Source organism: Quyinboa ferrireducens (genome assembly GCF_042436675.1).
Taxonomy (GTDB): Bacteria; Bacteroidota; Bacteroidia; order Bacteroidales; family UBA5342; genus JBHJHP01.
In genome coordinates this window covers 148,782-174,023 of the sequence record NZ_JBHMVA010000002.1, presented here as the reverse complement: position 1 = coordinate 174,023, position 25,242 = coordinate 148,782, and the positions used below count along the sequence as shown (strand labels likewise).

Below are 25,242 nucleotides of genomic sequence, written 5' to 3'. Positions count from 1 at the left end.
TTTGACCAGCATGAAGCACAACGGTCACTTGTAAGTTATTGTTGCGGATTTCGAAGAGCGTTCCTGTCCGAAGGACACGGAACTGCGATGCGAGAATCCGCAGTTGGCGTAACACCAAACCCCGCCCTGCAATATGTACTGTGTTATAGCCATGTGCTTTAATTTTTGCTTTTTTTATCACAAGTGAATTTTCAAGGTTTATTGAAATATACAGTCTGAAAATTATTTGTCGCGAAAAACCAATCACTTACACCATATTCAGACCAACCTTCATTTGTATTTTGATTTGTTTTGATATCAACACCTAATTGCATCAATGCGTTACCAGTAATTCTAATTTCCGCCTCTATCCAGAGTTTGTTTGTATTAGTTGGAACCTTTGACCACGCACCTGTACACCACCCATGCCATACACGATTTGTGATATCAGAAGGAAAGAATAATAATTTTCCATTACTTAATTGTGCGGGCATTTGCCATTGAAAAGATTCATTTAATGAGCATTCAAAGTAAGGATACCTTATATAAAGTTTACCACCCCATTCTGTATCATAAAAGTCAGAGGCAAGTAAAACGTCCTGTCCATTATTTAATCTTGCAAAAAGCTTAAGACTTTCAATCTCGACTTTACTCACTCCTCCTTTTTTTGTGTCATGTACTACAGAGAACCAGGCATTTGTATATTTATTGATTAAAGAAGACGGAGTTAAATGAACCGCTTCTTTTGTATGCCAAATTTCAGGAGGAATATTCTCGTTAATTGTCAGAGGATTTCCAGTACCTGGAACAATTTCTCCTTCTTGATTTACTTTAAAAATGAAGTTACTGCCACCTTGGTTATTGTTAAATAAAAATGTTTTATCAAGCACAGAATCATTAACTTTTATTTCTTTAGCTCTTATTCCATTTTTAAAAGCAATCCATTCATTGTCATCAAGTCCACAGACTGGTTGATTATTAGTCTCTATATTGAAAATATACTCTTTCTCCTGTGTTATCTGGAAGTCGTAAATATATTTTCCTGAAACTGATGTCATGCTCTGTCCATTAATATCAGAAGCTCCCCCCCATATATAGATTTTTGCAAACTCAGGCGGAAGAGGGTCGTAATTTGACTCAAAAGATATTGTAACTTTATTAATCGTATTTTGATTATTTTCAAGTTTTTCACACGAAAACATTCCAAAAGAAGCTATAAGTGCAAAAACATAAATAGTCAATCGTGAAACTTTAATGGTTCTTTTCTTTTCTATGAATATTGTTTTCATATACCTGAAATTTTGATTGTTTGTCGTCTTTAGCATTGGCTATAACGGCGGTGGTATAAGGTCGTGGCGGTCAGAAGAAACTCTGAGTGTCCGACCAAAACTGAGGTTTGAAGAGATTCGACTTGTCGAATCAAGCCGACCCCAGCCATGTAATTCTAATCTTCTTACGTGCTATAGTACTTCATTTTTTTTCTTTTTAGCTAATTTAGATTATACATAGGATGCTTATAATAAATTATCTTCCTTAATAAATGATTTTATGGAAAATTTAATCATTCCCTTAAATTCAAATTCGGATGCATGCCTTTTTAAATCTTCAATTTTTTTTCTTTTTTTCACCTTATCTGATATCATATTAATACTTTCAATCACTCTTAATAATTCCAAAAAAACTTTTTTTCTAGCGTCTACTAATTCTTCTCTTTCTTCAATATCATTAAGGTAAAAAGTATCTATTGTTGTTAACGCATTGTCAGACTCACCAGATAATTCCCATAGCGAATAAGATATATGATTTTCAATATTTGTATCCTCATCACAAGGGTCTAATATTGGATGCTCCAAATTCCATTTAACACCTTTTTTGATATTGCATTTATGGCAACTATAATGCAAATTTTTCCATTCGAAGCACAGTTCGGGGAATTGATTTTTGGGTTTGTAATGTTCAATGTGTGCATAATCTGTTTTTCCTATTTTTTGTTCACAATAATAGCAGTAGCCCCCTCCATTCATTTTTTTTAATACTTCCGAAACTTCATTTTGTTTATAATGCCTTTTAAATGAATCATCGACTTTATCAAATCCTCCTTTTGTTTGTATTTCAAAAAGAAGTTCTTCTGTCCATTTCTGTTTATTGTCTTTTAGAATATTGGGTTCTTCCAATCTTTTAATATTGTGCATATCTACTTTATTTTTAAGAATCGCCTTTTAAGGCTTTAAGGTTGAGTAAAGTAATAACTGGATCACTTGGCGGTAAATTATCAACATCTGTTATTAGCTCATTCATTTTTTTCTCCTCATTTTTAGTTATCGTATTTTTATATTTTTTAATAAATAATTTTTCAATCTCAGAAATCTTTTTTGCAACCTCGCTATCCCTAGTATTTTCAACACCCATTACATCATGCAATATATTTTCAACAGACCAACCCTTAATATTGTCAATATTTTTTAGGGAGATGCCATCTTCTTTTATCTCAAGTAAAACTACTTCACCCTCCTCACAAGATGAAATTGCAAGGGGAGAATGAGTAGATAGAAGAAACTGAGTATTTGGAAATATTTTTCTTAGGATGTTAATAAGTTTGGTTTGCCATTTAGGGTGAATATAAGTATCAATCTCATCAATAATTAAAATTGCATGACTATTTGTAGATTGATCAGGTGTTTGAACAGGATAGGACTCAATAAGTCTTTGCATAAAATATCCCAACCAACCCATTACAACCTTAAATCCCTGACTTACAAAATCAAGAGGAATTCCATTTGGGGCACCATTTGTTATAACCCAAACAACAGGTGATTCACCACTTTCAACCGTTTTAAACTTTATATCATAGTCAGAAAAGCTAGAAATTACCTCGAAAGCTTTTTTTATTATTTGCCATTCTTTAACCTTTAAATCCTTTTCATACTCTTTTTTTACTGCATCAAAAAATAATTGTGCAATCCAATTACCATAAGAACTAAGTCTATTACTTTCAGTATCATTTATTAATGGAAGAATATCATCTATATGAGGCTGATTTAGTTTTTTAATGAGGCTATTACTTTTATTAATAAAACCGCCTCTAATCTGAGGAAATCCAAGAATTAGAGATTTAAGATTTTGACCTGTGGTAGAGATCTCAAAATCTCCTCGTTTCATTATGGAGAATGAACCATCTTCATTATTATTTATAATACTTATCTCATTAATATAAGAATCACCATCTATTGTATAGTCAAGCTTAATCCTTCCATTGTAATATTTGATATTACTATTATCATCCAATTCTTTAATTCTTAATAATTTGTAGATTTCGTTCTTGTTTATGCTATCAAAATCATTCCCAATTGTTGCAAGAGCTATTGCTTTTAAAATTGTACTTTTCCCAGTTCCATTTTCGCCTACAATACAACAAACATTTTTGCTTATTGGAATACTAATATTTGAAAAATGTCCAATATTGGTTAATTCAATATTCGTCAATTTTATATTTGGTGCCCTTTGGTTTACTGCATTAAAAATAATATTTATCAATTCTCCATATTCTTTAAAATATCTTATTTGAAAATTTTTCTTTAATTCATTATGCTGAGCATCTACAAGAGCTCCCTTTGAAAGATTTACAAATGATCTTCCTCCTATAATATCCTCTTCCATAAGGATAAAAAAATTGAGATCTAGCTTTTTACATTTATCTATGACTTTACCAACTAACTGAGGATCATCATGAATATCAAAACAAATTATAATAAAAACAATTGTTGCATCTTTACTAATGTCTTCCAATTCTTCGATGAAAACAATGTCTATTCCTTTTTCTTCTGTGAATTTTTCAAGAATTGAGTTGTATTTATCAATAATAATTTTTTTACTCTGATTTTTAAAAACATAAGCTTTTGTCGTTTTTAATTTTGCAAATTCTTCTTGTTTTAGAAAAAAATCAATTGTGTTTAGTGGAGTTAATGGATTGTAATTTGGAGGAAGTTTGAAATTGTTCCCACTTATATGCAATTCTTGAAGATTAGGCAGTTCTTTTAATTCCTTTGTAAATTTATTGAGATTTGTATTGTTTAAATTTAAGCTTACTAAGTTTGTTAAATTCTTAATATCAGAAGGTAAATATCCAATATTATTATCGGATAAATCAATTGAGGTTATCGAATTTAACTTACAAAGTTCAATTGGAAATTCTGTCAATTTATTGTTAGATAAGTTGATCGATCTTAGGTTTTTTAATTCTTGAATATTATTTGGAAATTTATCAATACTATTTCCCTCCATACTTATCTTTTGTATTGACGTTGATAAGCCAATATTATTAATTTCATTTATTAAGTTGAAATTGAAATCTACTTCAATTAAATTTTCTAAATCTCCAATGACTTTGGGGAATGACACAAATTTATTTCCGGAAAGATTTAAATATTCAAGATTTTTAAGCTTAATAAAATAATTAGGGAGACTTGCAATATGATTATTTTTAAGAGATATCCTTCTTTTTAAATAATATTCTTTTACTAATATTTTTGGGAAAGTTCTTAGTCCTTTATTATTTTCATTTATAATATTATACTTTGCCATTATCTTATTCTTTAGTTGTATAATTATCTAACAAAAGGCACATATAATGCATTAAATTTGAACACCTTACATTCCTATCTCCAACTATGATATATATACTAATACTTATTCCACTGATGCTCACAAACAAGACAATAGAGCCGATTTCTATTCAGCTTTATTTTCCACTTTTATGGTGTACGTATATGTTGTAACGTAAATCATATTATTATCAGGCTAATCCAAACAGGAACGGGTTCATTTCATTTTTATCAGGTTAAAAGTAAGCATTTTAAATGAAGAATTAATAATGAAGAATGAAAAATGAGGAATTGCTTCTTTGGGTTTCGAATGAAATTGGATGTTCTCGATGACGTAGCCGGGAGACTTTGTCCTCGTAAGTCGTAAGCCGTAATTCGTGATACGGGAGTTGTGGCGGTTCACAACACATTATTTTCTCGCAGATGTACGCAGATTAAATCGCGGAGTTTCGCAGATGTTCTTTGGAAGTCATCAATAAGGGGAGGAACACCGCATACTAAGAGTTAATATGCCTTACAAGACATGCTCCATTATTCATTTTAAATTTTTCATTATTCATTTGTATGTCGTTATACGGGAGTTGTGGCGGTTCACAACACATCATTTTCTCGCAGATATACGCCGATTTTCGCAGATGCTCTTTGGAAGTCATTAATAAGGGGAGGAACACCGCCTACTAAGAGTCAAAATGCCCTACAAGGCATGCTCCATTATTCATTTGTATGTCAGTAGTCGTAACTTGTAACTCGTAACTCGTAACTTGTAACTCGTAACTTGCAACCCGCACCCCGTCACATTTAACGTCTCACGATCAACGACTTACGATTCACATAGCTATTTTCTCGCAGATATATGCCGATTAAATCGCGGAGTTTCGCAGATGTTCTTTGGAAGTCATTAATAAGGAGAGGAACACCGCCTACTAAGAGTCAATATGTCTTAAAAGACATACTCCATTATTCATTTTAAATTTTTCATTATTCATTTGTAAGTCAGAAGTAGTAACTCGTAACTTGTAACTCGTAACTCGTTACGTCTTACGATTCACATAGCTATTTTCTCGCAGATATACGCCGATTAATTCGCGGATTTTCGCAGATGTTCTTTGGAAGTCGTTAATATGGGGAGGAACACCGCATACTAAGAGTCAATATGCCTTACAAGACATACTCCATTATTCATTTTAAATTTTTCATTATTCATTTTTAAGTCAGGAGTCGTAACTTGTAACTCGTAACCTGTAACTCGTAACCTGTAACCTGTAACACGTCACGTTTCACGATTGATATACTTCTTCGCTGAAGCTTTGGAGTATGATAAAAAAAGGGAATCCACGCCTGAACTCCCAATTCGTTTAATTGCAATTGTAATGCCAATCCCTTTAATACAGTACAAATGTAACGTGCTGATTTTAAGATGACATTACAGCATTGTGTCATTATCAACACAATTTACCTAAATTATTCTTCAATTTGTATGTCAATATTTTTTTCCTTCAGCAAGGCTTTAGACTTAGAACAGATATTGGATGTACAAACCAGGATGACTTTCTGTCCCGGCTCTTTTTCCTGAATTGTATCAGCCATAGCCACAATTTTTTCCGCATCCTTTCTAATGATCCGGCTTTTAATCTTCTTCACAATGGCAATAGTACGCTCATCAACCTGTTGTAAATCTGTTCTGCTGTTTAAACCAAACGGTGTGGGGTCGAGTTTTTTCATTTCAATGCGCTTTATGCTTGGCTTCCTCCCAGATTTTATCCATCTCCTCCAGGTTCATGTCTTTCAGTGATTTTCCTTTCTTCAGCGTCTGATCCTCCAGGTAATTAAAGCGCTGAATGAATTTGATGTTGGTTCGTTCCAAAGCCGCTTCAGGATCAATTCCGTACAACCTGGCCGCATTGATCATACTAAAAAACAGGTCGCCGAATTCTTTTTCTGTATCGGTAACATTACCGGCCTTAATCTCAAATTCCAGTTCAGCCAGTTCCTCACGCACCTTATCCCAAACCTGTTCTTTCTGATCCCAGTCAAAACCAACACCGCGTGCCTTATCCTGTATCCGGTGTGCCTTAATCATCGCAGGCAGCGCCGTGGGAACACCTTCCAGTACGCGCCGGTTACCATCCTTTTCCTTGAGTTTCAGCTTTTCCCAGTTCCGCTCCACCTCTGATGCATCTGCCACTTCTGTGTCGGCGAAAATGTGCGGATGTCGGTAAATCAGTTTTTCACAGATGCCGTTAAGGACATCAGTGATATCAAAAGCCTGTTTCTCCTCTCCTATTTTTGCATAAAACACAATATGCAGTAAAATATCCCCCAACTCCTTTTTTATCTCTTTAAGGTCTCCTTTCAGAATAGCATCCGAAAGTTCGTATGTCTCTTCAATGGTTAAATGACGGAGGCTTTCCAGGGTCTGCTTACTGTCCCACGGACATTTCTCACGCAATTCGTCCATGATGTCCAGCAATTCACCAAATGCATCCATCCGTTCCTGCTTTGTGCTCATATTATAGTATAAGTTTTAATCCGTCATAAGCCGGCTGAACATTTGCCGGCAGTTGTTTCAATACCTCACTGTGTTTTATCATGCCATGACTGATATGTGTCAGATAAGCCTTTCCGGGTTTTAACTGTTCCACCACTTCCAGGGCCTGTTCAAGGTTGTAATGCGAAATATGCTCTTCATGCCGTAAAGCATCAATCACCAGTACATCCAGATGCTGCAGTTTTGAAATTTCACTTTCAGGGATAGAACTCAGGTCTGTGAGATAGGCAAAATTCCGGATCCGGAACCCCAGAACCGGAAGTTTATAATGCATACAGCGAACCGGCATAAACGGTTCATCCTGAAGCACCAAAGAAGTTTTATCATCAATCAGATGGATATCGAATTTTGGTATGCCCGGATAGCGAAAGTTCTTAAAGGCATAACTGAACTCTGTTTTAACCACCTTGCTCACCCGTTCCTCGCAATATACCTTTACGGCATCACCTGATATCCGGTTAAAAGCACGCACATCATCCATTCCGGCAATGTGGTCCTTATGTTCGTGTGTCAGGATCAATGCATCCATATGATCTATCCCGCAGGTGAGCATCTGCTGCCTGAAATCCGGTCCTGCATCAATAACCACATTCGTTTCTCCGTATTGAACCAGAATAGAAGAACGCAGCCGCTTATCTCTTGGATCATCCGAAACACAGACATCACACCGGCATCCAATCACCGGTATTCCCTGCGATGTGCCCGTTCCCAGAAATGTTATTTTCAGTTGATTTGACATAAAAAACAAAAGTAATAAAAGTAAATCCGATGTGTTTATTTAACCGGAATTATTCACAAAGAGTTGTAAATTATTCTATTTTTGTTTGAAAAAAATGGATATTCTACTTAGCAGCCTGGGAGTTATCCTTATCCTGATTGGATTAGCCGGATGCATTTTACCTGGCATTCCGGGACCTCCGATAAGTTTTGTTGGCCTTCTCGTACTCCACTTTACCAAATATGTACAGATCAACGGAAACACACTGATAACCTGGGGGATCATAGCCGTAATAGTTACTGTACTGGATAATTTTGTTCCTATCTGGGGCACCAAAAAGTTTGGGGGATCCAAATGGGGAGTCTGGGGAAGCATAATCGGACTGCTTATCGGAATGTTTGTTTTCCCTCCATTCGGGATCATTATCGGGCCATTTGCCGGAGCCGTAATTGGTGAAATGATGGCCGGACAGGAAAGCCATAAAGCCTTAAAAGCAGGATTTGGCGCTTTTGTAGGTTTCTTATTCGGAACCGGCGTAAAGCTGGTGGCTTCAGGCTGGATGACGTGGATATTTTTTCGCGAAATGTTCCAGGGAATAAATTAGCGCAGGTATTTAAATGCGCTCCGGGTTTTAATTCTTCCTCATTTTTATTATTTTGCGCATGAGCACGTTTGGAGATGATGCGGTTGAAAGGTTACATATTGCTCATAGTTTTACCGTTATTAAGTTTAGTTGCTTTCGGACAAAAAGACGATGTACAGCTTATCAGGTACATTGACAGTACTTTGTATGTGCATAAAATCGACATCCTGAAAACGGAGTTTCAGGATGTATCAGGCATTCCGGATCGCTATGCCACAGCATTTTACACCGCCCTGTCCTACTATCCCGAACTACGAAATTCACATATCCGGGTCAAAACAGGCAACATAAAAACAACACTTTCCATGCGTCCCACCATTTGGTCGGTGATATTCAAACCGAAACATAACCGGGATTATATTCTGCGGATCAACAAAGACAATAATTTTGGAAACATTATACTCAGAGATGTTAACTACCAGGCAGCTGTTGGTCTGTTTGGCCATGAGCTGGCACACATACTGGACTACAGGAGCGTTGGTGCAGGTGGCATATTAAAACGGGCTGTCTGGTATTTAAGCGAAGAGAAGCGAACCTTCTATGAGCACCAGATTGATATGCTGACGATTGATAAGGGTTTGGGCTGGCAGCTGTACGAATGGTCCCGTTTTGTACAACAATCACCTAAAGCAACACCACAATATAAAAGATTAAAAGCAAGACGCTATCTGAAACCGCCTCAGATTCTGTCGACAATGAACCAGGATTAAAACACCTTATAATCAGGCTTTGGGATTTAGTATTATTTATTTCTGTTCAGCATTTTAATGTATGTTTCTGAAATTAAATTATGAAGAACATTCATATTAACATCTAACAATCTTTTTACATACAAGCAGGCTTTTCCGGTTTTATATTTACCAAGTTCTTTTATGCCTGTGAGCTTATTCACACCGTAAATAAGATAAATTGTAAGGCTCTGTTTTCTTGGAGAAAATCCGGTGATGAACCAGTCTCCTTCCCTTCCCGAATCATATTTATAATGGTAAGAACCAAATCCAACAATACTTTCGCCCCACATGGCAGGCTCTTCTCCCGTTATTTCTTGCATCATGTGCATCAATACCAATGCATCCGCCTTCTTTTCCTGATCATCGATGGTATTAATAAAGTCAATTACATCATTTTCTGTCCGTTTTGTTTTTAGTTCAGCCATATCTTCCTTTTTCAGGAAAAAACAAGAAACGGCAATCATTTGTTGAAAGCTCCGGGTTAAACAGGATCGGCAGCAATAAAACGGGTAATATTACGCGACAACTCTATGCGATTCAAAAACGATTCCATAACACGATCGTATAATGATTTTTTCAACACAAGATCTTCAATCCCGTAATCTATATTCGGGTTATCATTAATCTCAATCAGGAAGACTTCTCCGTTAACCTCTTTTAAGTCAACGCCATATAATCCGTCCCCCATTAAGGATGCACCTTTCAGAGCCACTTTTAAGACTTTTTCCGGCACCTCTGAAACGGGTAATGTTTCGGACATACCTTCCATATCATCCTTTTTTCCTTTCCAGTTATATATTTGCCAGTGTCCCTTGGCCATATAATATTTACAGGCATATAAAGGCTGTCCATCCAAAATACCAATACGCCAGTCAAAATCAGATGGCAAAAACTGCTGTGCGATGATTAATTCTGATTTTTTAAACAGGATCCTGAGTGATTCCTGCAGCTCTTCTTTGTTATGAACCTTACTTACTCCCTTTGAAAATGACCCGTCCGGTTGTTTTAACACCAGCGGATATACCAGCGCATCGGCATCCGTTGGTTTAAACTGGCTTTTTGCCAAAACCCTGGAAGCCGGAATGGGAATCCGGTTCAGTACCATGCGTTCGTACAAATATATTTTGTTGGAACACCGCAGAATTGACCACGGATCATCAATTACAACCAAACCTTCGGCATAAGCCGTTCGGGAGAAACGGTAGGTATAATCGTTTACATTGGTAGTCTCGCGGATAAACAGCGCATCGAATTCACTCAAACGGTTGATATCATCTTTTGTGATGTACTCCATATAAAAACCGGCCCTGTCTGCCGCAGCCTTAAATTTTTCCAGGGCCTTTTTATTAGAAGGCGGATTTTTTTCCTCCGGATTGACCAACACAGCAAGATCATATTTATAATTTTTCAGTCGCGGAATATGAAAACGCTTTTTGGAAAAGAAATTTTCCATAAACTGCTCCAGCAATTCTTTGTGCTCAACCGGAAGTTTATTCACGTTTAGCGGTTGTACCTTGTAAATCATCCAGTTGTCTTCCTTCACAAAATGGACCTGAAGCAAAGGCGTTTCGAACAGCATGTAGAGCTTACCGGCCAGTTGTTTCAGTCTCCGGTCTTCCGTTTGACCAAAATATATATTCAAACTGACTTTCTTCTCTGCGATGCCGTTAAATGCTTTTTGGATCAATTCATCAACCTCGGTTGAAATACTTTTAATGACCGAAGCATTTTTAAAATCACCAATGGTAGTCACACTCGGAACCACACGATGGTCGCGTGCCGATGCCAGCAATGAAACATAATAGCCCGTACTTTGATATTTATAGGAACTGCACAGGTTAAAAATCCTTGCATTCCGAAGTTCCTGATATTTTTTGGTATTGATATATTTTTTAGCAGGAACCACCTGAATATTATCCGGTACAAACTTAAACTGCCCGGGATTATCAACTACAATAATATTCTCCTTAGAACTCTTCTCTGATTGTACCGGTAGCTGGTAAATCATTTTCACAGCATCGTAACCTGCAGCATAATAATCGCTGAGAACACCTGTGACCTTAAAACCAAATTGTTCGTACCACGAAATCAGCGACTTATTTGATGCCATGGCTTCCAGCGAAACTTTTTCGAACTTCATCAGTTCTGCCCTTTCAAAACAATAGGCCATAAGCTTTTTCCCAAGCTTCAACGATCTGAACTGCGGAAGAATGGCTATGGAATAGAGCCTGAGCGTCCGTTTGTGGTAATGCACCACCATAGCGCCGGCATAGGTTTCTTCTTTCCCGTTCTGAACCGAAATCAGAAATACATCCTGAAACTGGCTTGTAAGGCTCAGCCGCAACATCCTGCGCGAACTGCGTTGGATTTCAATAAAACACGTTTTCTCCAGATCTTCAAGAAATTGTAATTCCTCCAGTGACGCACAGCTAATTTTAACTTCCATTGTTAGTAATCTCTTAAATTCGTTTCAATATATTCATTCTGCCAGATTTTAAACAACACGGGGTCATCGGGAATTTGATTCGGCTCCTCCGTTGTTAGTTTTACGATATCCGGCTGTTGATGTTCCATAAATTTCACAGCTTGCGTTACCGGTGACCGATACACATGATATGTTTTACCGGCAAGTTTTAATGTCGTATGATCCGAAGCAGACATATCGCTTTTATCTTTAACAAAATAGCTACTGTACTGAACAGCGCCAGCGCTAATCATACGGATATTTCCTTTTTCAGTGAGCATATCACCGGTAACACCCATTGCAGTATTTACACGCGTTCTGAAACCGGCTTTCTGAAACCGGTTTTTAAAATAAAACGAGCAGTAATTGATCCCAATATCAATCTGATTATCTCTGGCATAATCAATAATTTCGAGTGCCGCCAGCTCCGATTCCAGTACAACAGGCTTTTCTGCCGGAATGTAAGTGTAATTCCGTTTAAGCAATTTAGTAGCATTGTGATCCGTCAACCGCAACTGATGCAGATTCAGATGTTTGACACCGACCTTCACCAAATCAGGTAAAAGTTCTATTATGAGATTCTTTTCTTCCGGAACTGAAGGAATCTCAATGGTTACCGTTGGTATAATTCCGCTAGCTTTCTTCACATTTTCAAGTGAATAGCGGGTTGCACCTATATCGAACCGTATTTCGTTCAATCCTGCCTCAGCCAGCAACCGGAACTTTTCTTCGCTGGCAAGAATTCCGTTTGTATAAAGCCAGATATAAATATCCGGATCACACATGGAACGTACCGCTTTAAGATATTCCAGTGTCCGTTCAAAATACAACAAAGGTTCGCCTCCGCTGAAACTTACGCCTTTAAAACCGAAATAATTGACGTATTCCGCATAGGCTTCCGGCGTTTCAAATGTTAATCCCTGCGATGTTGGTAGTTCATCGGTCTGCTGAGGTGCCGGACAATAAAAACAGCCGGCATTACATTTTCCGGTTATGAACAGACAGCTCCACATACCTTTACCACACAACGAGCAACCATTGGAAATGCCCTTATGAAATATTTTGGTTCCCTTGAACAAACGGCCCGGATTTTTGCTCAGAAGCTCATCCCGCTTAAACTGGAACACATCCGCTTCATACGGATTTAACCAACGGATATCCTGGTATTTTGAAAAGGCATCTTTTTGTTCAGATACCAGATCATTCAAATAATGAATGAATGCTTTCATTCAGAATAAAAATAAAATTGAACGTTTTTGATTATTGCACCCGGAAAGCTATTGGTCGGGAATCAAAATTCAGAGAATACACAGAGACAAATAAGGCATATATCTCTGTTTATAAATCCATTAACAAGGTGGTATGTCGTTATATTCCTATCCATTTTATGCGTGTAAAAGTATAAAAAGAATTGAATGATTATCATGCGAAGACGTTTTTTCACAAACATATTTTAGATACAAATAACATGCTGATTTAATGAGTATTAAGAAATAAAAATTTACAATTGAATTTGTATCAAATCCCGGTTCCTTATGCATTGCTGTTCAACCTGTAATTATGCCTGTTTAGGAGCCTTTCCACAATCACCGACGAAATTCGGCATTTCATTTTGGCGATAAACGGCTGCCAAATGGTCGGTAAATGGCGACATCATCTCCGGAAATGATAAAAGCAGCCATATACCGATTTAAAGCCCGGATTCACAGATAAACTGTTCATAGATTTTGTAAACCGCCATACTTTTGGATCAGAATTAAAAACAAAAACATTTAAACAATAAAAAATAGCATCATGAAAACAATCAACAAATTTTTCGGATTAGCAGTGTTAGCAATTTCAATGTTCTCATTTACAGCCAGTGCTTCTGCCCTTGTTGGCGAAACAAACTCGGACCTCGGTAAATACTGGTTAAAAGAAGCCGTTAACGTTATTGAAGTATCAGGTGAAGCTTTAGAAACTTATGTGATTCATTACGATCACCTGGCTTACCCGGTTTATGTTGGCGTATTGGAAAGTAAAAAAGGAAACACCTATATTGTAAGAACTGATGGGTTTGAAATTGCTTATGTAAACAAAAAAGGTAAGTTTGGTGTAGAATACATGCCTAAAAAACTGGCCACACTGGATGAAGAAGTTGTAATGTCAAAAATTGACCGCGAACATTTTCTGAATCAACGTGTCATTACACCGAATAACCCAAATGACGACAAAGCACTGAAACTGATTGCAGCTTATCTGCCCCAGGTCATGAAATAAGTCTCATAGATATTTTGATTAATAATTATTTACGTAGAAGTTGAGGGGTGTCCGTTTTGGGCACCTCTTTTTTTATAAGACACAGGTATCAGGTATCAGGAATGATTGTTGTCCGGCTAAAAATCAATATTACTTAAAGATTCTTCGCTTCATTTTACTACGCTCAGAATGACAATCCTCCAGCCCAACTGCCAACAAATACCTGTCATTCCGGGTGAAGCGAGGAATCTCTGAAGCTTAAACCGGACAACAGTAATTAAGAGTTAAGTACCAAGACTCTCAACATAAGGTTTAAGACAATTTTTAAATCTTACCTTAATACATAAATTTTCTTTTTAGTATCTTCGGATAATCTGCCCCCTGTCTTTTCCTTCCACACTTCTTGCATAAGCCTGAACAACAACATTCATAGGCACAGGAATATGGCCGGGAAACGCATCTTTTAAGCGTTCGTATGCATCTTCAACCAACCCAACAGAAACTGCATTGACACGAATCTCATTCTCCATTTCAAGATCGACAGCTTTTACAAAACTTTGAATACCTCCGTTTGCCATAGCAGCTGCCGTTGTATTTACAACAGGATCATCCCCTAAAATTCCGGTAGTCAGTGTTATCGATCCTTTAGGATTCAGATAATATTTTCCTATCCTTACCAGGTTAATCTGCCCCATCAACTTACTTTTGATGCCAACATAATAATCTTCTTCGGTAAGATCGGCAAAAGCTCCCCACTTGGTAGCACCGGCAATATTCACAATGGCATCGAGCTTCCCTGTTTCATCCAGTGCTTTTTTAATAGAATCGTTACTGGTAATATCAATATGAATATTTCCTCCGGATCTTCCGGCTATTATAACATCATACTTTTGCTTAAAATACTCCGAGACTTTGCGACCTATTGTCCCTTCTCCTCCGATTATCAGAATTCTCATAATTCAACTTTTATATGTATCAACGTTTACAGGTGATAACAAGAAAACTTAAAGGCTTGTTGTATGAACCGGAAGAAATTTCCGCCTTTACGTTTTCAGTCATCTGAAAAAGTTACAAAAAAACCTGAATTTTCGGTAAATGGGGAGGTGAATACACCGGTTTCGGCCCAAAACGTTAATTTTCTTCACACACCGACCAGTGGCTGATACTCACAGATTTTCGCTTCATAAACGACATATCCCGCCATACCTTTGAATCAGAAAAATTATTAATCACCATAAAAATTGAAGTCATGAAAACGACAGGTAAACTTTTCGGATTATTAGTGTTAGTGTTCACAATGTTTGCATTTACCACAAATGCAGAGACGATTGTAAACGATTCAAACTCGGAACTCGGCAAGTACTATTTGAAAAAAGCCGCGCATGCTATGGAAGTTAATGATCAGGAAGTCCCAACTTATGTAATCCACTACGACAATCTTTCCAAACCCGTTTATATAGGTGTATATTCTGTACCAAACTGCAAAATTTTTCTGGTAAGAACCGATGATTTTGAGGTGGCATACGCTTGTAGAGACGGAATCTTTGGAATCAATTATATGCCGGAAAGCCTGGCCACTCTCCCCGCTGAGAAATCAAAAGCAAGCATTGACAGAGTTAATTATTTAAGACAAAGAGTGATAACTCAGAAAAAATGCACAGAAAAGACTCAGCTGAATTTAATCGCACAATACCTTCCTGATATTATGCAATAAGGAGAGTTACACTAACAAGCTAAAGAAGGAAAAGGGGATCAGTTTTGATCCCCTTTTTGTTCCAATATTCCGGCGATTACTGTAATTCAAAAAAGTTACACCGCATTACGGCTTATCGGTAAATGGTTTGGTAATGAGGCTGAATACAGAAAAAACCGATAAAAACTGTATACACCGACAAACTACTGTAAATCACAGATTATAGCTTCCACTCGGACAAAATCCGCCTTAATTTTGAACCAGAATTTTGAGCGATAACCAAAAAAAATAAGTGTCATGAAAACAAAGGTTAAATTATTAGGATTGATGGTGATAAGTATCACTTTGTTCTCGTTCTCTACAAAGTTCCCAACCATTGTGAAAGATTCCCATACCGATCTGGGCAGATACTGGTTGAAAAGAGCAGTAAATCTTATTGAGGTAGAAGGTGAAAGTCTTCCAACTTATGTGGTTCATTACGATAATTTAGACAAGCCTGTTTATATCGGCGTTTTGGAAGAAAAAAGGTGCAAAACCTACATTGTAAGAACAGATGGATTTGAAGTTGCATATACCTGCAAAAAGGGTATATTGGGAATAAAATACCTTCCAAAACGATTGGCAACATACACACAACAATACAGTATAGAACATGTAAACAGGGAAAACTATCTGAAGCAAAAAGTAATTACCAGCAAGCCATGTTCGGAAAAAGAACAACTTTGTCTGATTGCCACATTTTTACCCGAAGTCATGAGTTAAACGAAAAACATAGTAGTAAAATAGGGGATCTTACAGTCCCCTTTTTTATGTACCTGCGCAGATTACGATTATTAGCAAACGAATTCAGAATTCAATCAACATAGCACCGTACGAATAACCACCGCCAAAGACCGTAATACCAACCAGATCGCCTTTTTTGAATTCCTGCCAGTTTTCCGAAAGACAAATTCCCGTGCTGGCACATCCCGTATTACCCAGTCTGTCAATATTTCTGAATATTCGGTTGTAATCAAATTTCATACGTTGCGACAGGTTTTGAATAATTCTGTCGTTGGCCTGATGCGGAATAATATAATCCAGATCATTTTTGTCCAGATTTCTGTTATCCAGAACCTTCATCAAGCCTGTTTCCATATATTCACAGGCATGAATAAACACGTCCCTGCCATTGGGCATCTCCAATCCTTCTCCGGCAGGCCTTAAATATACTGCATCCGGACCCTGACCAACATCCCCCAAACCTTCGGTAAAAATATTCAGTATTTCGGGTGAACCGGGAACTTCGTTGCTGTTTAACAAAATTGCTGTTGCCCCATCTCCCCATAAATGTCCGCTTTTCTCATCCGTTTGATTGCTGTATAACCAATTGTGTTCTGATGCAATCACCAAAGCCTTTGATGCTTTCCCCATGGCAAAATAGCCTTCTACAATCTCAACCGCATTAATAAGCGAAGAACAGGCCGAAGAAATGAAGACAGCTTTAGCTCCTTTCAGCGCAAACTCTTTCTGAACAACATGTGCAATGGTAGCAACAGTATCATAGGGACTGTAAGAAGCTCCAACAATAAGATCAACACCATCCAGATATTTTTCAAGACTACGAACAGCATCTACAGCCATTGTATTTGAATTCTCATGCTCTGCCGCCCTCGACCGGGTCTTAATACCGGTTCTTTGAAATATCCATTCGTCATCCAAACCATTCACATCTTTAAAATAAGAGTTAGGAACGCGTTCCTCAGGGATATAATGTGAAATCTTCTCAATAAACATAACTTTTTCCTACTTGTGTATTCCTTTTAATAAAGTCTTATAATATAAATCCAACGTTTCCCAACTCCATTCACCAAAAGCATCTTTAATAAAAGGTACTTCCATAGCCTTTAACGATCGCTGCAACACAAACGCAAGCCTGTCAGGATTTTTGAGTTCAAAATCTTCATTTTCAATACCTTCCTTGAGGATATTTCCGATTAACTCAGTTTCTTTAATATCCAGGTTTTTTCTCAGGTTTTCAATACGGTCAATATTGTTCAGAAAATCTTTCCGTAGCGATTCATTATTCATCGATAAATGTTCCACAGCTTTCATGCGGGCGATAAAGATTTCGTTTAATTTAATATCCGGTGCATGCTGGGTCCTGGTAACCGCTTTCAGCTTTACAAGAATAGAGTTGATTTCAACATTTACGACTTCAGAATATAACTCTTCTTTTGATCCAAAATAGCTGTAGATGGTACGTCTGCCAATTTTTGAAGCTTTGGCAATATCTTCCATCGTTGTCTTGTAAACACTTAGATTTGCAAATACAATGCGGGCAACAGATACAATTTTATCGCGTGTAGTCTTTAGTGATTTCATTACACAATTGCACAAAAAGTGTGTCAATGTGCAAATATATACCTAAGAATAGTTATACCCAAACAAAACAATAATTTTAACGGGAGATATTACTCGGCAATAAATGAAGTCAGGTAATCAATAATATCGGAAGCTACCTGTTGTTTGGTTTTAAGGTCGTACAAAGTTCGCCTGCCCATTCTGTCAAAAATGGTAATTTTATTGGTATCGTGCATAAAACCTGCATTGGCGTCATTCAAACTGTTCAGCACAATTAAATCCAGATTTTTACGCTGTAACTTTCCAAGGGCATTTGTTTCCTCATCGTTGGTTTCAAGGGCAAAACCAACCATAAACTGATTATTCCGCTTAACCTCACCCAGAGAACGGGCAATATCTTTGGTGGGCTTAAGTTTTAATACCAGGTCTTCCTTTCCTCTTTTTACTTTGCTGTTCTGAACCTTTTCCGGCGTAAAATCTGCAACAGCCGCGCTCAAAATCGCTACATCTGCATCCTTAAAGGCATTCATGGCAGCTTCATACATTTCCTGAGCCGAAGTAACATTTATGCGTTTAATTTCCGGAGATGGTGTTTCAAGCTGAACCGGACCGGATATAAGCGTAACTTCCGCGCCACGGAATGCACATTCCCTGGCAATGGCATATCCCATTTTGCCGGAAGAATAATTTCCAATAAAGCGTACCGGATCAATTTTTTCGAAGGTTGGTCCTGCAGTAATCAGAACCTTTTTATTCAGGCTTTTTTTTTTGAAAAGTGATCTATCACATGCTTCACGATCACTTCCGGTTCCTGCATCCGCCCCTTTCCTTCAAGGCCACTTGCAAGTTCCCCGCTGTCAGGGTCGAGAATCTCGACACCTCTGTTCTGAAGGATTCTGATATTTTCCTGCGTGGATGCATGCGCAAACATATCCAGATCCATGGCAGGTGCCACCATTACGGGACATTTTACCGACATGTATGCTGTTAATAACAGATTGTCGCAAATACCATGCGCCATTTTACCAAGTGTATTGGCAGATGCCGGCGCTACAATCATCAAATCGGCCCATAATCCCATATCAACATGAGAATGCCAGGTACCATCGGCATTGGCAAAAAATTCGCTTTGAACCGGTTTCCCGGATAAAGCCGAAAGGGTAACGGGAGTAATAAACTCCTTGCTGGCAGGTGTCATTAAAACCTGTACTTCTGCCCCTTCTTTGATAAGGCCACGAAGAAGATAAGCCGCTTTATAAGCGGCTATACTTCCTGTGACTCCTAATAATATTTTTTTGCCCGGTAATCTCATCGCAGGGCGAATTAAGCTTCGTTGCTTTCTTTTGCCGGATTACGATAATAGACATTGTCTTCAATATATTCCTCTGTAGCAATCAGAGCAGGTTTTGGAAGACGTTCATAGAATTTTGAAATTTCAATTTGCTCACGGTTTTCAAATACCTCTTCCAGGTTATCCGTGTAGGAAGCAAACTCCTGTAACTTTCTGTTTAACTCCTCTTTCATTTCAGCACTGATCTGATTCGCACGTTTTGCAATAATCATCACAGTTTCATAAATGTTACCGGTATCGCTACTCAATTCCATTGTGTCTCTCGTAACGGTAGACAAAGGTGCTTTTGATTTTTTATAATCCATATTTGAACTGTTAATTAAAACGCTTTAATACTTTTTGTGAATCTTCAAACATTTTCTCAGCCTCTTTCAAATGGCTGCTTTCAGGAAAATCATTGGAGAACGAATAATACTCATCCACTGTACTGCGGTAACGTTCTTCCAGTTTTGATTCCACACTGTTTACGGCCTGCATATATTTTGCTTTCAAAATGAGAAAAGATAAATCTTCCCTGTATTTGGTATCAGGATATTCCTTTAATACATTTTCTGCAGTTATGACGGCCGATTTATAATTATTTCCCAGGTAGTTGCCCAGATCAAAATACAACTTAGCATTCAGGTAGTCCTTTTGAACAAGCTTTTCCCTCAACTCATCTATATAATTCAATGCTTTTCCGGCATTCTCGCTTTTAGGATACAAATTTACATATAATTCAAAAGCTTCAATTGCCTGCTTGGTAGGTGCCTGATCCAGACGGGGTTTCGGTGAATCAAGATACAGACAATAAGCCGCCATATAATATGCTTCCTGAACATACGGGCCATTAGGGAACGTTTTAGCCAATGTACCAAAATAATGACCGGCCATCAGGTTGTCCCCCTGGCCATAATAAGCATTTGCCATAAGATACAGGGCTTCTTCCGATTTATCCGATCCCCGGATTACAGGATACACCTCACTAAAAAGGGTTACAGCCTTGTTGTAATCTTCGGCCAGATAATACTCTTTCGCCTTGTTATATTTATAACCGGCATCTGTACTTTTTAATACTTTGTTGTATTCTCCGCACCCTGCAAATAACAGGGTCACAGCAATCAGTATGTATAATGTTCTGTTTCTCATTTTCAAAAGCCCTGCAAAATTATGTTATTCCCACTAATAAAAAAAGTATAACCCGCTATTTTAATGAATTTTTGCTCTACGGATCAACATAATTATTCTTTAACCAATACGTACGAAACATTAAAATGTTATCATGCTTTTTATATTTTTTCATTTTTTTTGTCTGAACCGGACAACTGCACCCATTCAATATTCAGAAGCAAATACGACGATAAAATCAAGGCTACATGGTTATTTAGACTGACTATGAAAAATATATATGTCATTTGGACAGATATTAAAAAACACTACATTTGCATTGCAATTTTAAAACCATAAGAACGTGGATTTATTTGATAAGATACTAGCTGATCAGGGCGATTTAGGTAAATACCGTCAACAGGCCCATGGATATTTTATGTTCCCAAAACTGGAAGGTGAAATCAATCCCCGTATGAAATTCAGGGGCAAAGAAGTTCTCACCTGGAGTTTAAATAACTACCTTGGTTTAGCCAATCATCCCGAGGTAAGAAAAACAGATGCTGAAGCAGCTGCTAAATGGGGACTTGGCTATCCGATGGGTGCACGAATGATGAGTGGACATACCAGTCTGCACGAAAAACTGGAAGCTCAGTTGGCTGATTTTGTAGGTAAAGAAGACAGTTATCTGCTTAACTTTGGCTATCAGGGAATGGTATCCATTATTGATTCAGTGGTGAACCGGAATGACGTAATTGTTTATGACTCTGAATCACATGCCTGTATTCTTGATGGGATGCGCTTACACATGGGAAAACGTTTTGTTTTTCAGCACAACGATATTGAAAATCTGGAACGTCAGCTCACCCGGGCAGTGAAACTTGCAGAAACTCAAAAAGGTGGTGTTCTGGTTATTACTGAAGGTGTTTTTGGAATGGCAGGCGATCTGGGTAGACTGGATGATATTACCGCTTTAAAAGATAGATTCAAATTCAGGTTGCTGGTTGATGATGCGCATGGATTCGGAACCATGGGTAAAACAGGTGCAGGAACGGGAGAACACTTTGGTGTTCAGGATAAAATCGATCTGTACTTCTCAACCTTTGCCAAATCTATGGCTTCCATAGGTGCGTTTATTGCAGGCGATGAAGTAATCATCAACTATCTGCGGTATAATATGCGTTCACAGATTTTTGCCAAATCTTTACCAATGCCACTTGTTGAAGGCGCACTAAAACGTTTGGAAATTCTAAAGAATAATCCTGAACTGAAATCTAATCTATGGGAAGTAGTTAACAAACTACAAAGTGGATTAAAGGCAGAAGGATTTAACCTTGGCCACACACAATCACCCGTAACACCGGTATATCTTTCAGGTAGTGTTCCTGAAGCAACCAACCTGGTTATGGATTTACGTGAAAACTATAATGTATTTTGTTCTATCGTAGTGTATCCGGTAATTCCAAAAGGACAGTTAATGCTACGTATTATTCCAACTGCAAGTCATACTATAGAAGATGTGGAATATACCATTAAAGCTTTCTCCGAAGTAAGGGCTAATCTTGAAGCCGGAAAATACGATGTGGAAAGCATTCCTGAATGGCAATAAAAACACCATATATCACAATTTAAAAGCCGGTTAAAACCGGCTTTTTTTATCTCCCATCGCCATTTTACTTCTAAAAATAATACACTTTCAATAAATCAAACAATATATTAATTATCAATAATTTATAATTACGAATAACATTGCAATATATTTATTTTTAAATTATTCGCATATGATATTTACAACGTATCTTAGGGCTGAACACCTGTGCTTTTTATCTTACCGGTTTGTTGCTGATTTATGGTCACAAATCGTTTAAAGATCCCAACAAAAGTTAATAAAACAGCATAAAACATAAACCTATCGTAAAAAACTAAAAATTCAGCTGGTTCTATATACATCATGGTACGGACCAGTATAATATTTATATATTTATTTTACAATATTTTATATAATTATAATTTTGATATTTCACAGAAATATAACTGTCAAAATATACTTATTCCTATTATTAAATACTATTACTTTCTTAAACGCAGATTTTGACCTATATTTGCTTATCAAAATTGAGTAAAATGGATAATAAAGACGTATTAAAATCTGTAATTAAGAAAGCCCAGCTATGGCTTGACGGAAATTATGACGAGCAAACAAAAGCAGAGATCAAACGTATGATGGATGCAGAAGATAAGTCAGAACTTATTGATGCATTTTATAAGGACCTTGAATTTGGCACCGGTGGATTACGCGGTATTATGGGAGCCGGATCTAACCGAATGAATATTTACACGGTAGGTGCAGCCACACAAGGTCTGTCAAACTACCTGATCAAGCAGTTTCCTGATGTAAATCCGATAAAAGTGGTTATTGGGCACGACTGTAGAAATAACAGCCGCCTGTTTGCCGAGACTTCCGCCAATATATTTTCTGCCAATGGCATTAAAGTATATCTGTTTGAAGACCTGCGCCCTACGCCGGAAATGTCTTTCACAATTCGCGAGTTAGGCTGTCAGAGCGGAATTATCTTAACAGCGTCGCACAATCCTAAGGAATATAACGGTTACAAGGCATATTGGGACGATGGGGCCCAGATGATTGCGCCTCACGATAAAAATGTAATTGACGAAGTGAATGCCATTACCGACGTCAAAGACATTAAATTTGAGGGCAAACCGGAGCTGATAGAGATTATCGGAGAAGAAATTGACAATATGTATCTCGACAGGGTTGCCACACTGGTCCTTGACCCGGAAGCCATTGAACGTCAAAAAGATTTAAAAATCGTCTATACTCCTATTCACGGAACCGGAGTAAAAATTATTCCGGCGGCTTTAAGAAGATTTGGTTTTACCAATATCATCAATGTTCCTGAACAGGATGTGGTCAGCGGAGATTTCCCAACGGTAAAATCACCAAACCCGGAAGAACCTGCAGCACTGGAAATGGCTGTGAATAAAGCGGCTGAAAAAGATGCCGACCTGGTTATGGCATCAGACCCGGATTCGGACCGTATTGGGATTGCTATTAAAAACGATAAAGGTGAGTTTATTCTGGTCAACGGTAACCAGACAGCGTTACTTCTCACCTACTACATTATTACACAATGGAAGGCAAAAGGTAAGCTTAAAGGAAATGAGTTTTTTGTTAAAACCATCGTTACATCAGAAACACTAAAAGAAGTCGCAGTTAAAAACGGAGTTGAATATTTTGATTGTTATACCGGGTTTAAATGGATTGCTTCGTTGATCCGTGAATTCGAAGGTCAGAAACAATACATTTGCGGAGGTGAGGAAAGTTACGGCTTCCTTCCGGAAGATTTTGTTCGTGACAAAGATGCTGTATCATCATGTTCTATAATGGCAGAAGTTGCAGCATGGGCAAAAGATAACGGCAAATCCTTATATGAACTGCTTCAGGATATATATCTGACATATGGTTTCTCCAAAGAAAAACTGATATCGGTAGTGCGTAAAGGAAAAGCGGGAGCGGATGAAATAAAACAGATGATGGAAGATTTCAGACACAACACACCAAAAACATTAGGTGGATCACCTGTAAAAATACTGAAGGATTACAAGTCTCTCGAAGCCAAAGATTTTATTACCGGTGATATTACAAAACTGGATTTCCCTGAAGCATCTAACGTATTGCAGTTCCTGACTGATGATGGATCAAAAATTTCAGTTCGCCCTTCAGGGACTGAACCAAAAATCAAGTTTTATTTTGAAGTGAAAGGGGAATTAAAATCCAGGGCCGATTTTGATGCTGCCAATGCTAAAGCAGACGAAAAAATTGCCCAGATTATAAAAGAGCTCAAACTAAACTGATTAGCTAATTCTTTCATATAAAAAAGCCCGGCAATGCCGGGCTTTTTGCATGTAGAAATGTTCAAACCAGTACCCATTTCAATTTTTATGGTCGATTAAACTTTAATTTTTCGTCCATAAAAATCGTATAACACTTTTTCATATTCTTCATTCACAGCCATCGAAGGATCAAATTCAGGAGCTGCTTCGATATCATCCCTGGTCATCTTTATGGTTGCCTTTCTTCCAACATAACTTATTTCAGAAATCACTTCAATAGGCAGCATAACCTTTTTACTCCAGGGCAATAAATCCTTCGTATCAATCACAACGTAAAAAACATGCCAGTTTTCATCTTCAATAATCAAATCTTCAATATGCCCAAACCTGTCGTCTGTGGACTCAATCGTATATCCTCTGACCTCATTAAAACTTCTTAGACTTGTATCAATGTCGTTTTCATCCACCACTTTTTCAGGATAACGTGACGGAACCGGTCTGTTAGGATCAAGCATAGAAGCAATGCCCGAATATCCTGCATATTGCTGAGCCCAGTAAGGTTGCATGGCATAGTGGTTAAACAACATTTGTTCATATCTTCTCGAAACAGGACTATCAAAATCAATCCCCGGAGATTTTTCGATAACCTCCATGTTAAGATTAACCGGAAAATGCTCACTCATCCATTCGGGTTCACCAAGATTCACTCTTGGAATCAGTACTTTTCGGTTTTTAAAGATATTCCCCAGCTTTACCTCCAGGTAACGAATAGTCCATCGTTCCTCATCGAATAAAAAGTCTTTAACACTTCCTTTATCTCCGTCTTTGGCTTTGACTGAAAAGCCTACTAATCTGTTTAAACTTCTTTTCATGGCTTTTTTAATGTAAACGGTGCAAATAATATTCCATAGAAACATCGTCACACATACACTTCTTAATACGCTAATTATCAGAATATTGAAAGGATATTTTTATTTCAGACTGTATTGAAG

24 protein-coding genes are annotated in these 25,242 nt (G+C 37.6%); 7 read left to right on the top strand and 17 right to left on the bottom strand.

The genetic code is table 11. From position 1 onward, the window contains the following. Positions 1 to 191 precede the first annotated feature (191 nt). From ACE01N_RS04175 to ACE01N_RS04150, 6 genes are all read right to left on the bottom strand, one after another. Complete coding sequence (locus ACE01N_RS04175) at positions 192 to 1,268, bottom strand: hypothetical protein (protein WP_380585134.1); 1,077 nt, start codon at positions 1,266 to 1,268, stop codon at positions 192 to 194. Positions 1,269 to 1,493: 225 nt separating this feature from the next. Continuing rightward, the gene (locus ACE01N_RS04170; RefSeq protein ID WP_380585132.1) at positions 1,494 to 2,171 is read right to left on the bottom strand and encodes an HNH endonuclease; all 678 of its coding nucleotides are present in this window, start codon (positions 2,169 to 2,171) and stop codon (positions 1,494 to 1,496) included. 13 nt (positions 2,172 to 2,184) lie between these two features. Next, positions 2,185 to 4,560, bottom strand: a complete 2,376-nt coding sequence (locus tag ACE01N_RS04165; protein ID WP_380585130.1) for an AAA family ATPase — start codon at positions 4,558 to 4,560, stop codon at positions 2,185 to 2,187. Positions 4,561 to 6,041: 1,481 nt separating this feature from the next. Beyond that, entirely contained in the window at positions 6,042 to 6,302 is a 261-nt protein-coding gene (locus ACE01N_RS04160; RefSeq protein ID WP_380585128.1) for a hypothetical protein, read from the bottom strand. 1 nt (position 6,303) lies between these two features. Beyond that, entirely contained in the window at positions 6,304 to 7,089 is a 786-nt protein-coding gene (gene mazG / locus ACE01N_RS04155) for a nucleoside triphosphate pyrophosphohydrolase (protein ID WP_380585126.1), read from the bottom strand. A 1-nt stretch (position 7,090) separates the two neighbouring features. Next, positions 7,091 to 7,867, bottom strand: coding sequence for an MBL fold metallo-hydrolase (locus ACE01N_RS04150; RefSeq protein ID WP_380585124.1), 777 nt, complete (start codon positions 7,865 to 7,867; stop codon positions 7,091 to 7,093). 94 nt (positions 7,868 to 7,961) lie between these two features. On the opposite strand from ACE01N_RS04150, the gene ACE01N_RS04145 reads away from it, so the two are divergent. Further along, positions 7,962 to 8,450: a DUF456 domain-containing protein gene (locus tag ACE01N_RS04145; RefSeq protein WP_380585122.1), complete on the top strand. Its 489-nt coding sequence runs from the start codon at positions 7,962 to 7,964 to the stop codon at positions 8,448 to 8,450. Positions 8,451 to 8,524: 74 nt separating this feature from the next. Next, on the top strand, positions 8,525 to 9,199 hold the full coding sequence (locus ACE01N_RS04140) for a hypothetical protein (RefSeq protein ID WP_380585120.1): 675 nt from the start codon (positions 8,525 to 8,527) through the stop codon (positions 9,197 to 9,199). 32 nt (positions 9,200 to 9,231) lie between these two features. Here the strand turns inward: ACE01N_RS04140 and ACE01N_RS04135 are convergent, their stop codons facing one another. From ACE01N_RS04135 to ACE01N_RS04125, 3 genes are read right to left on the bottom strand one after another with little or no spacing between them, the layout of a single operon-like run. Next, positions 9,232 to 9,645 carry a DUF1801 domain-containing protein gene (locus ACE01N_RS04135; RefSeq protein ID WP_380585118.1) on the bottom strand — a complete coding sequence of 138 codons (414 nt, stop codon included), beginning with the start codon at positions 9,643 to 9,645 and terminating at the stop codon, positions 9,232 to 9,234. Positions 9,646 to 9,701: 56 nt separating this feature from the next. Further along, complete coding sequence (locus ACE01N_RS04130) at positions 9,702 to 11,666, bottom strand: GNAT family N-acetyltransferase (protein WP_380585116.1); 1,965 nt, start codon at positions 11,664 to 11,666, stop codon at positions 9,702 to 9,704. 2 nt (positions 11,667 to 11,668) lie between these two features. Further along, positions 11,669 to 12,913, bottom strand: a complete 1,245-nt coding sequence (locus ACE01N_RS04125; RefSeq protein WP_380585114.1) for a radical SAM protein — start codon at positions 12,911 to 12,913, stop codon at positions 11,669 to 11,671. Between the two features lie 565 nt (positions 12,914 to 13,478). On the opposite strand from ACE01N_RS04125, the gene ACE01N_RS04120 reads away from it, so the two are divergent. Further along, a complete protein-coding gene (locus tag ACE01N_RS04120; protein ID WP_375726509.1) occupies positions 13,479 to 13,943 on the top strand; it encodes a hypothetical protein in 465 nt (154 codons plus the stop codon). 335 nt (positions 13,944 to 14,278) lie between these two features. Here ACE01N_RS04120 and ACE01N_RS04115 read toward each other — a convergent pair whose 3' ends face one another. After that, positions 14,279 to 14,878, bottom strand: a complete 600-nt coding sequence (locus ACE01N_RS04115; RefSeq protein ID WP_380585112.1) for a short chain dehydrogenase — start codon at positions 14,876 to 14,878, stop codon at positions 14,279 to 14,281. A 293-nt stretch (positions 14,879 to 15,171) separates the two neighbouring features. Between ACE01N_RS04115 and ACE01N_RS04110 the strand changes: the two genes are divergently transcribed. Both ACE01N_RS04110 and ACE01N_RS04105 read left to right on the top strand, forming a co-directional pair. After that, the gene (locus ACE01N_RS04110; protein WP_380585110.1) at positions 15,172 to 15,636 is read left to right on the top strand and encodes a hypothetical protein; all 465 of its coding nucleotides are present in this window, start codon (positions 15,172 to 15,174) and stop codon (positions 15,634 to 15,636) included. Between the two features lie 276 nt (positions 15,637 to 15,912). Then, the gene (locus tag ACE01N_RS04105; protein ID WP_380585108.1) at positions 15,913 to 16,377 is read left to right on the top strand and encodes a hypothetical protein; all 465 of its coding nucleotides are present in this window, start codon (positions 15,913 to 15,915) and stop codon (positions 16,375 to 16,377) included. Positions 16,378 to 16,461: 84 nt separating this feature from the next. Here the strand turns inward: ACE01N_RS04105 and ACE01N_RS04100 are convergent, their stop codons facing one another. From ACE01N_RS04100 to ACE01N_RS04075, 6 genes are all read right to left on the bottom strand, one after another. Then, positions 16,462 to 17,391 (bottom strand): 3-oxoacyl-ACP synthase III family protein, encoded by a 930-nt coding sequence (locus ACE01N_RS04100; protein ID WP_380585106.1) that lies wholly within the window; start codon positions 17,389 to 17,391, stop codon positions 16,462 to 16,464. A gap of 9 nt (positions 17,392 to 17,400) precedes the next feature. Next, on the bottom strand, positions 17,401 to 17,979 hold the full coding sequence (locus ACE01N_RS04095) for a TetR/AcrR family transcriptional regulator (protein WP_380585104.1): 579 nt from the start codon (positions 17,977 to 17,979) through the stop codon (positions 17,401 to 17,403). 89 nt (positions 17,980 to 18,068) lie between these two features. Beyond that, positions 18,069 to 18,698, bottom strand: a complete 630-nt coding sequence (locus ACE01N_RS04090) for a phosphopantothenoylcysteine decarboxylase domain-containing protein (protein WP_380585882.1) — start codon at positions 18,696 to 18,698, stop codon at positions 18,069 to 18,071. 14 nt (positions 18,699 to 18,712) lie between these two features. Next, complete coding sequence (locus tag ACE01N_RS04085; protein WP_380585102.1) at positions 18,713 to 19,270, bottom strand: flavoprotein; 558 nt, start codon at positions 19,268 to 19,270, stop codon at positions 18,713 to 18,715. A gap of 11 nt (positions 19,271 to 19,281) precedes the next feature. Continuing rightward, positions 19,282 to 19,614, bottom strand: coding sequence for a DNA-directed RNA polymerase subunit omega (locus ACE01N_RS04080; protein WP_375726502.1), 333 nt, complete (start codon positions 19,612 to 19,614; stop codon positions 19,282 to 19,284). Between the two features lie 10 nt (positions 19,615 to 19,624). Beyond that, positions 19,625 to 20,437 carry an outer membrane protein assembly factor BamD gene (locus ACE01N_RS04075; RefSeq protein ID WP_380585100.1) on the bottom strand — a complete coding sequence of 271 codons (813 nt, stop codon included), beginning with the start codon at positions 20,435 to 20,437 and terminating at the stop codon, positions 19,625 to 19,627. 322 nt (positions 20,438 to 20,759) lie between these two features. On the opposite strand from ACE01N_RS04075, the gene ACE01N_RS04070 reads away from it, so the two are divergent. Continuing rightward, on the top strand, positions 20,760 to 22,004 hold the full coding sequence (locus tag ACE01N_RS04070) for an aminotransferase class I/II-fold pyridoxal phosphate-dependent enzyme (protein ID WP_380585098.1): 1,245 nt from the start codon (positions 20,760 to 20,762) through the stop codon (positions 22,002 to 22,004). 515 nt (positions 22,005 to 22,519) lie between these two features. After that, the gene (locus ACE01N_RS04065) at positions 22,520 to 24,271 is read left to right on the top strand and encodes a phospho-sugar mutase (RefSeq protein ID WP_380585096.1); all 1,752 of its coding nucleotides are present in this window, start codon (positions 22,520 to 22,522) and stop codon (positions 24,269 to 24,271) included. Positions 24,272 to 24,366: 95 nt separating this feature from the next. Here the strand turns inward: ACE01N_RS04065 and ACE01N_RS04060 are convergent, their stop codons facing one another. Further along, a complete protein-coding gene (locus ACE01N_RS04060) occupies positions 24,367 to 25,122 on the bottom strand; it encodes a PRC-barrel domain-containing protein (protein ID WP_380585094.1) in 756 nt (251 codons plus the stop codon). Between the last annotated feature and the right edge of the window lie 120 nt (positions 25,123 to 25,242).

Excerpts from the sequence above, each read along its gene's own strand:
- ACE01N_RS04060 (WP_380585094.1), bottom strand. The coding sequence starts at position 25,122 with ATGAAAAGAAGTTTAAACAGATTAGTAGGCTTTTCAGTCAAAGCCAAA.
- ACE01N_RS04085 (WP_380585102.1), bottom strand. The coding sequence starts at position 19,270 with ATGAGATTACCGGGCAAAAAAATATTATTAGGAGTCACAGGAAGTATA.
- ACE01N_RS04065 (WP_380585096.1), top strand. The coding sequence starts at position 22,520 with ATGGATAATAAAGACGTATTAAAATCTGTAATTAAGAAAGCCCAGCTA.
- ACE01N_RS04075 (WP_380585100.1), bottom strand. The coding sequence starts at position 20,437 with ATGAGAAACAGAACATTATACATACTGATTGCTGTGACCCTGTTATTT.
- ACE01N_RS04130 (WP_380585116.1), bottom strand. The coding sequence starts at position 11,666 with ATGGAAGTTAAAATTAGCTGTGCGTCACTGGAGGAATTACAATTTCTT.
- ACE01N_RS04120 (WP_375726509.1), top strand. The coding sequence starts at position 13,479 with ATGAAAACAATCAACAAATTTTTCGGATTAGCAGTGTTAGCAATTTCA.
- ACE01N_RS04150 (WP_380585124.1), bottom strand. The coding sequence starts at position 7,867 with ATGTCAAATCAACTGAAAATAACATTTCTGGGAACGGGCACATCGCAG.
- ACE01N_RS04110 (WP_380585110.1), top strand. The coding sequence starts at position 15,172 with ATGAAAACGACAGGTAAACTTTTCGGATTATTAGTGTTAGTGTTCACA.
- ACE01N_RS04095 (WP_380585104.1), bottom strand. The coding sequence starts at position 17,979 with ATGAAATCACTAAAGACTACACGCGATAAAATTGTATCTGTTGCCCGC.
- ACE01N_RS04145 (WP_380585122.1), top strand. The coding sequence starts at position 7,962 with ATGGATATTCTACTTAGCAGCCTGGGAGTTATCCTTATCCTGATTGGA.
- ACE01N_RS04175 (WP_380585134.1), bottom strand. The coding sequence starts at position 1,268 with ATGAAAACAATATTCATAGAAAAGAAAAGAACCATTAAAGTTTCACGA.
- ACE01N_RS04100 (WP_380585106.1), bottom strand. The coding sequence starts at position 17,391 with ATGTTTATTGAGAAGATTTCACATTATATCCCTGAGGAACGCGTTCCT.
- ACE01N_RS04170 (WP_380585132.1), bottom strand. The coding sequence starts at position 2,171 with ATGCACAATATTAAAAGATTGGAAGAACCCAATATTCTAAAAGACAAT.
- ACE01N_RS04165 (WP_380585130.1), bottom strand. The coding sequence starts at position 4,560 with ATGGCAAAGTATAATATTATAAATGAAAATAATAAAGGACTAAGAACT.
- ACE01N_RS04135 (WP_380585118.1), bottom strand. The coding sequence starts at position 9,645 with ATGGCTGAACTAAAAACAAAACGGACAGAAAATGATGTAATTGACTTT.
- ACE01N_RS04140 (WP_380585120.1), top strand. The coding sequence starts at position 8,525 with ATGATGCGGTTGAAAGGTTACATATTGCTCATAGTTTTACCGTTATTA.
- mazG (WP_380585126.1), bottom strand. The coding sequence starts at position 7,089 with ATGAGCACAAAGCAGGAACGGATGGATGCATTTGGTGAATTGCTGGAC.
- ACE01N_RS04125 (WP_380585114.1), bottom strand. The coding sequence starts at position 12,913 with ATGAAAGCATTCATTCATTATTTGAATGATCTGGTATCTGAACAAAAA.
- ACE01N_RS04105 (WP_380585108.1), top strand. The coding sequence starts at position 15,913 with ATGAAAACAAAGGTTAAATTATTAGGATTGATGGTGATAAGTATCACT.
- ACE01N_RS04160 (WP_380585128.1), bottom strand. The coding sequence starts at position 6,302 with ATGAAAAAACTCGACCCCACACCGTTTGGTTTAAACAGCAGAACAGAT.
- ACE01N_RS04080 (WP_375726502.1), bottom strand. The coding sequence starts at position 19,614 with ATGGATTATAAAAAATCAAAAGCACCTTTGTCTACCGTTACGAGAGAC.
- ACE01N_RS04115 (WP_380585112.1), bottom strand. The coding sequence starts at position 14,878 with ATGAGAATTCTGATAATCGGAGGAGAAGGGACAATAGGTCGCAAAGTC.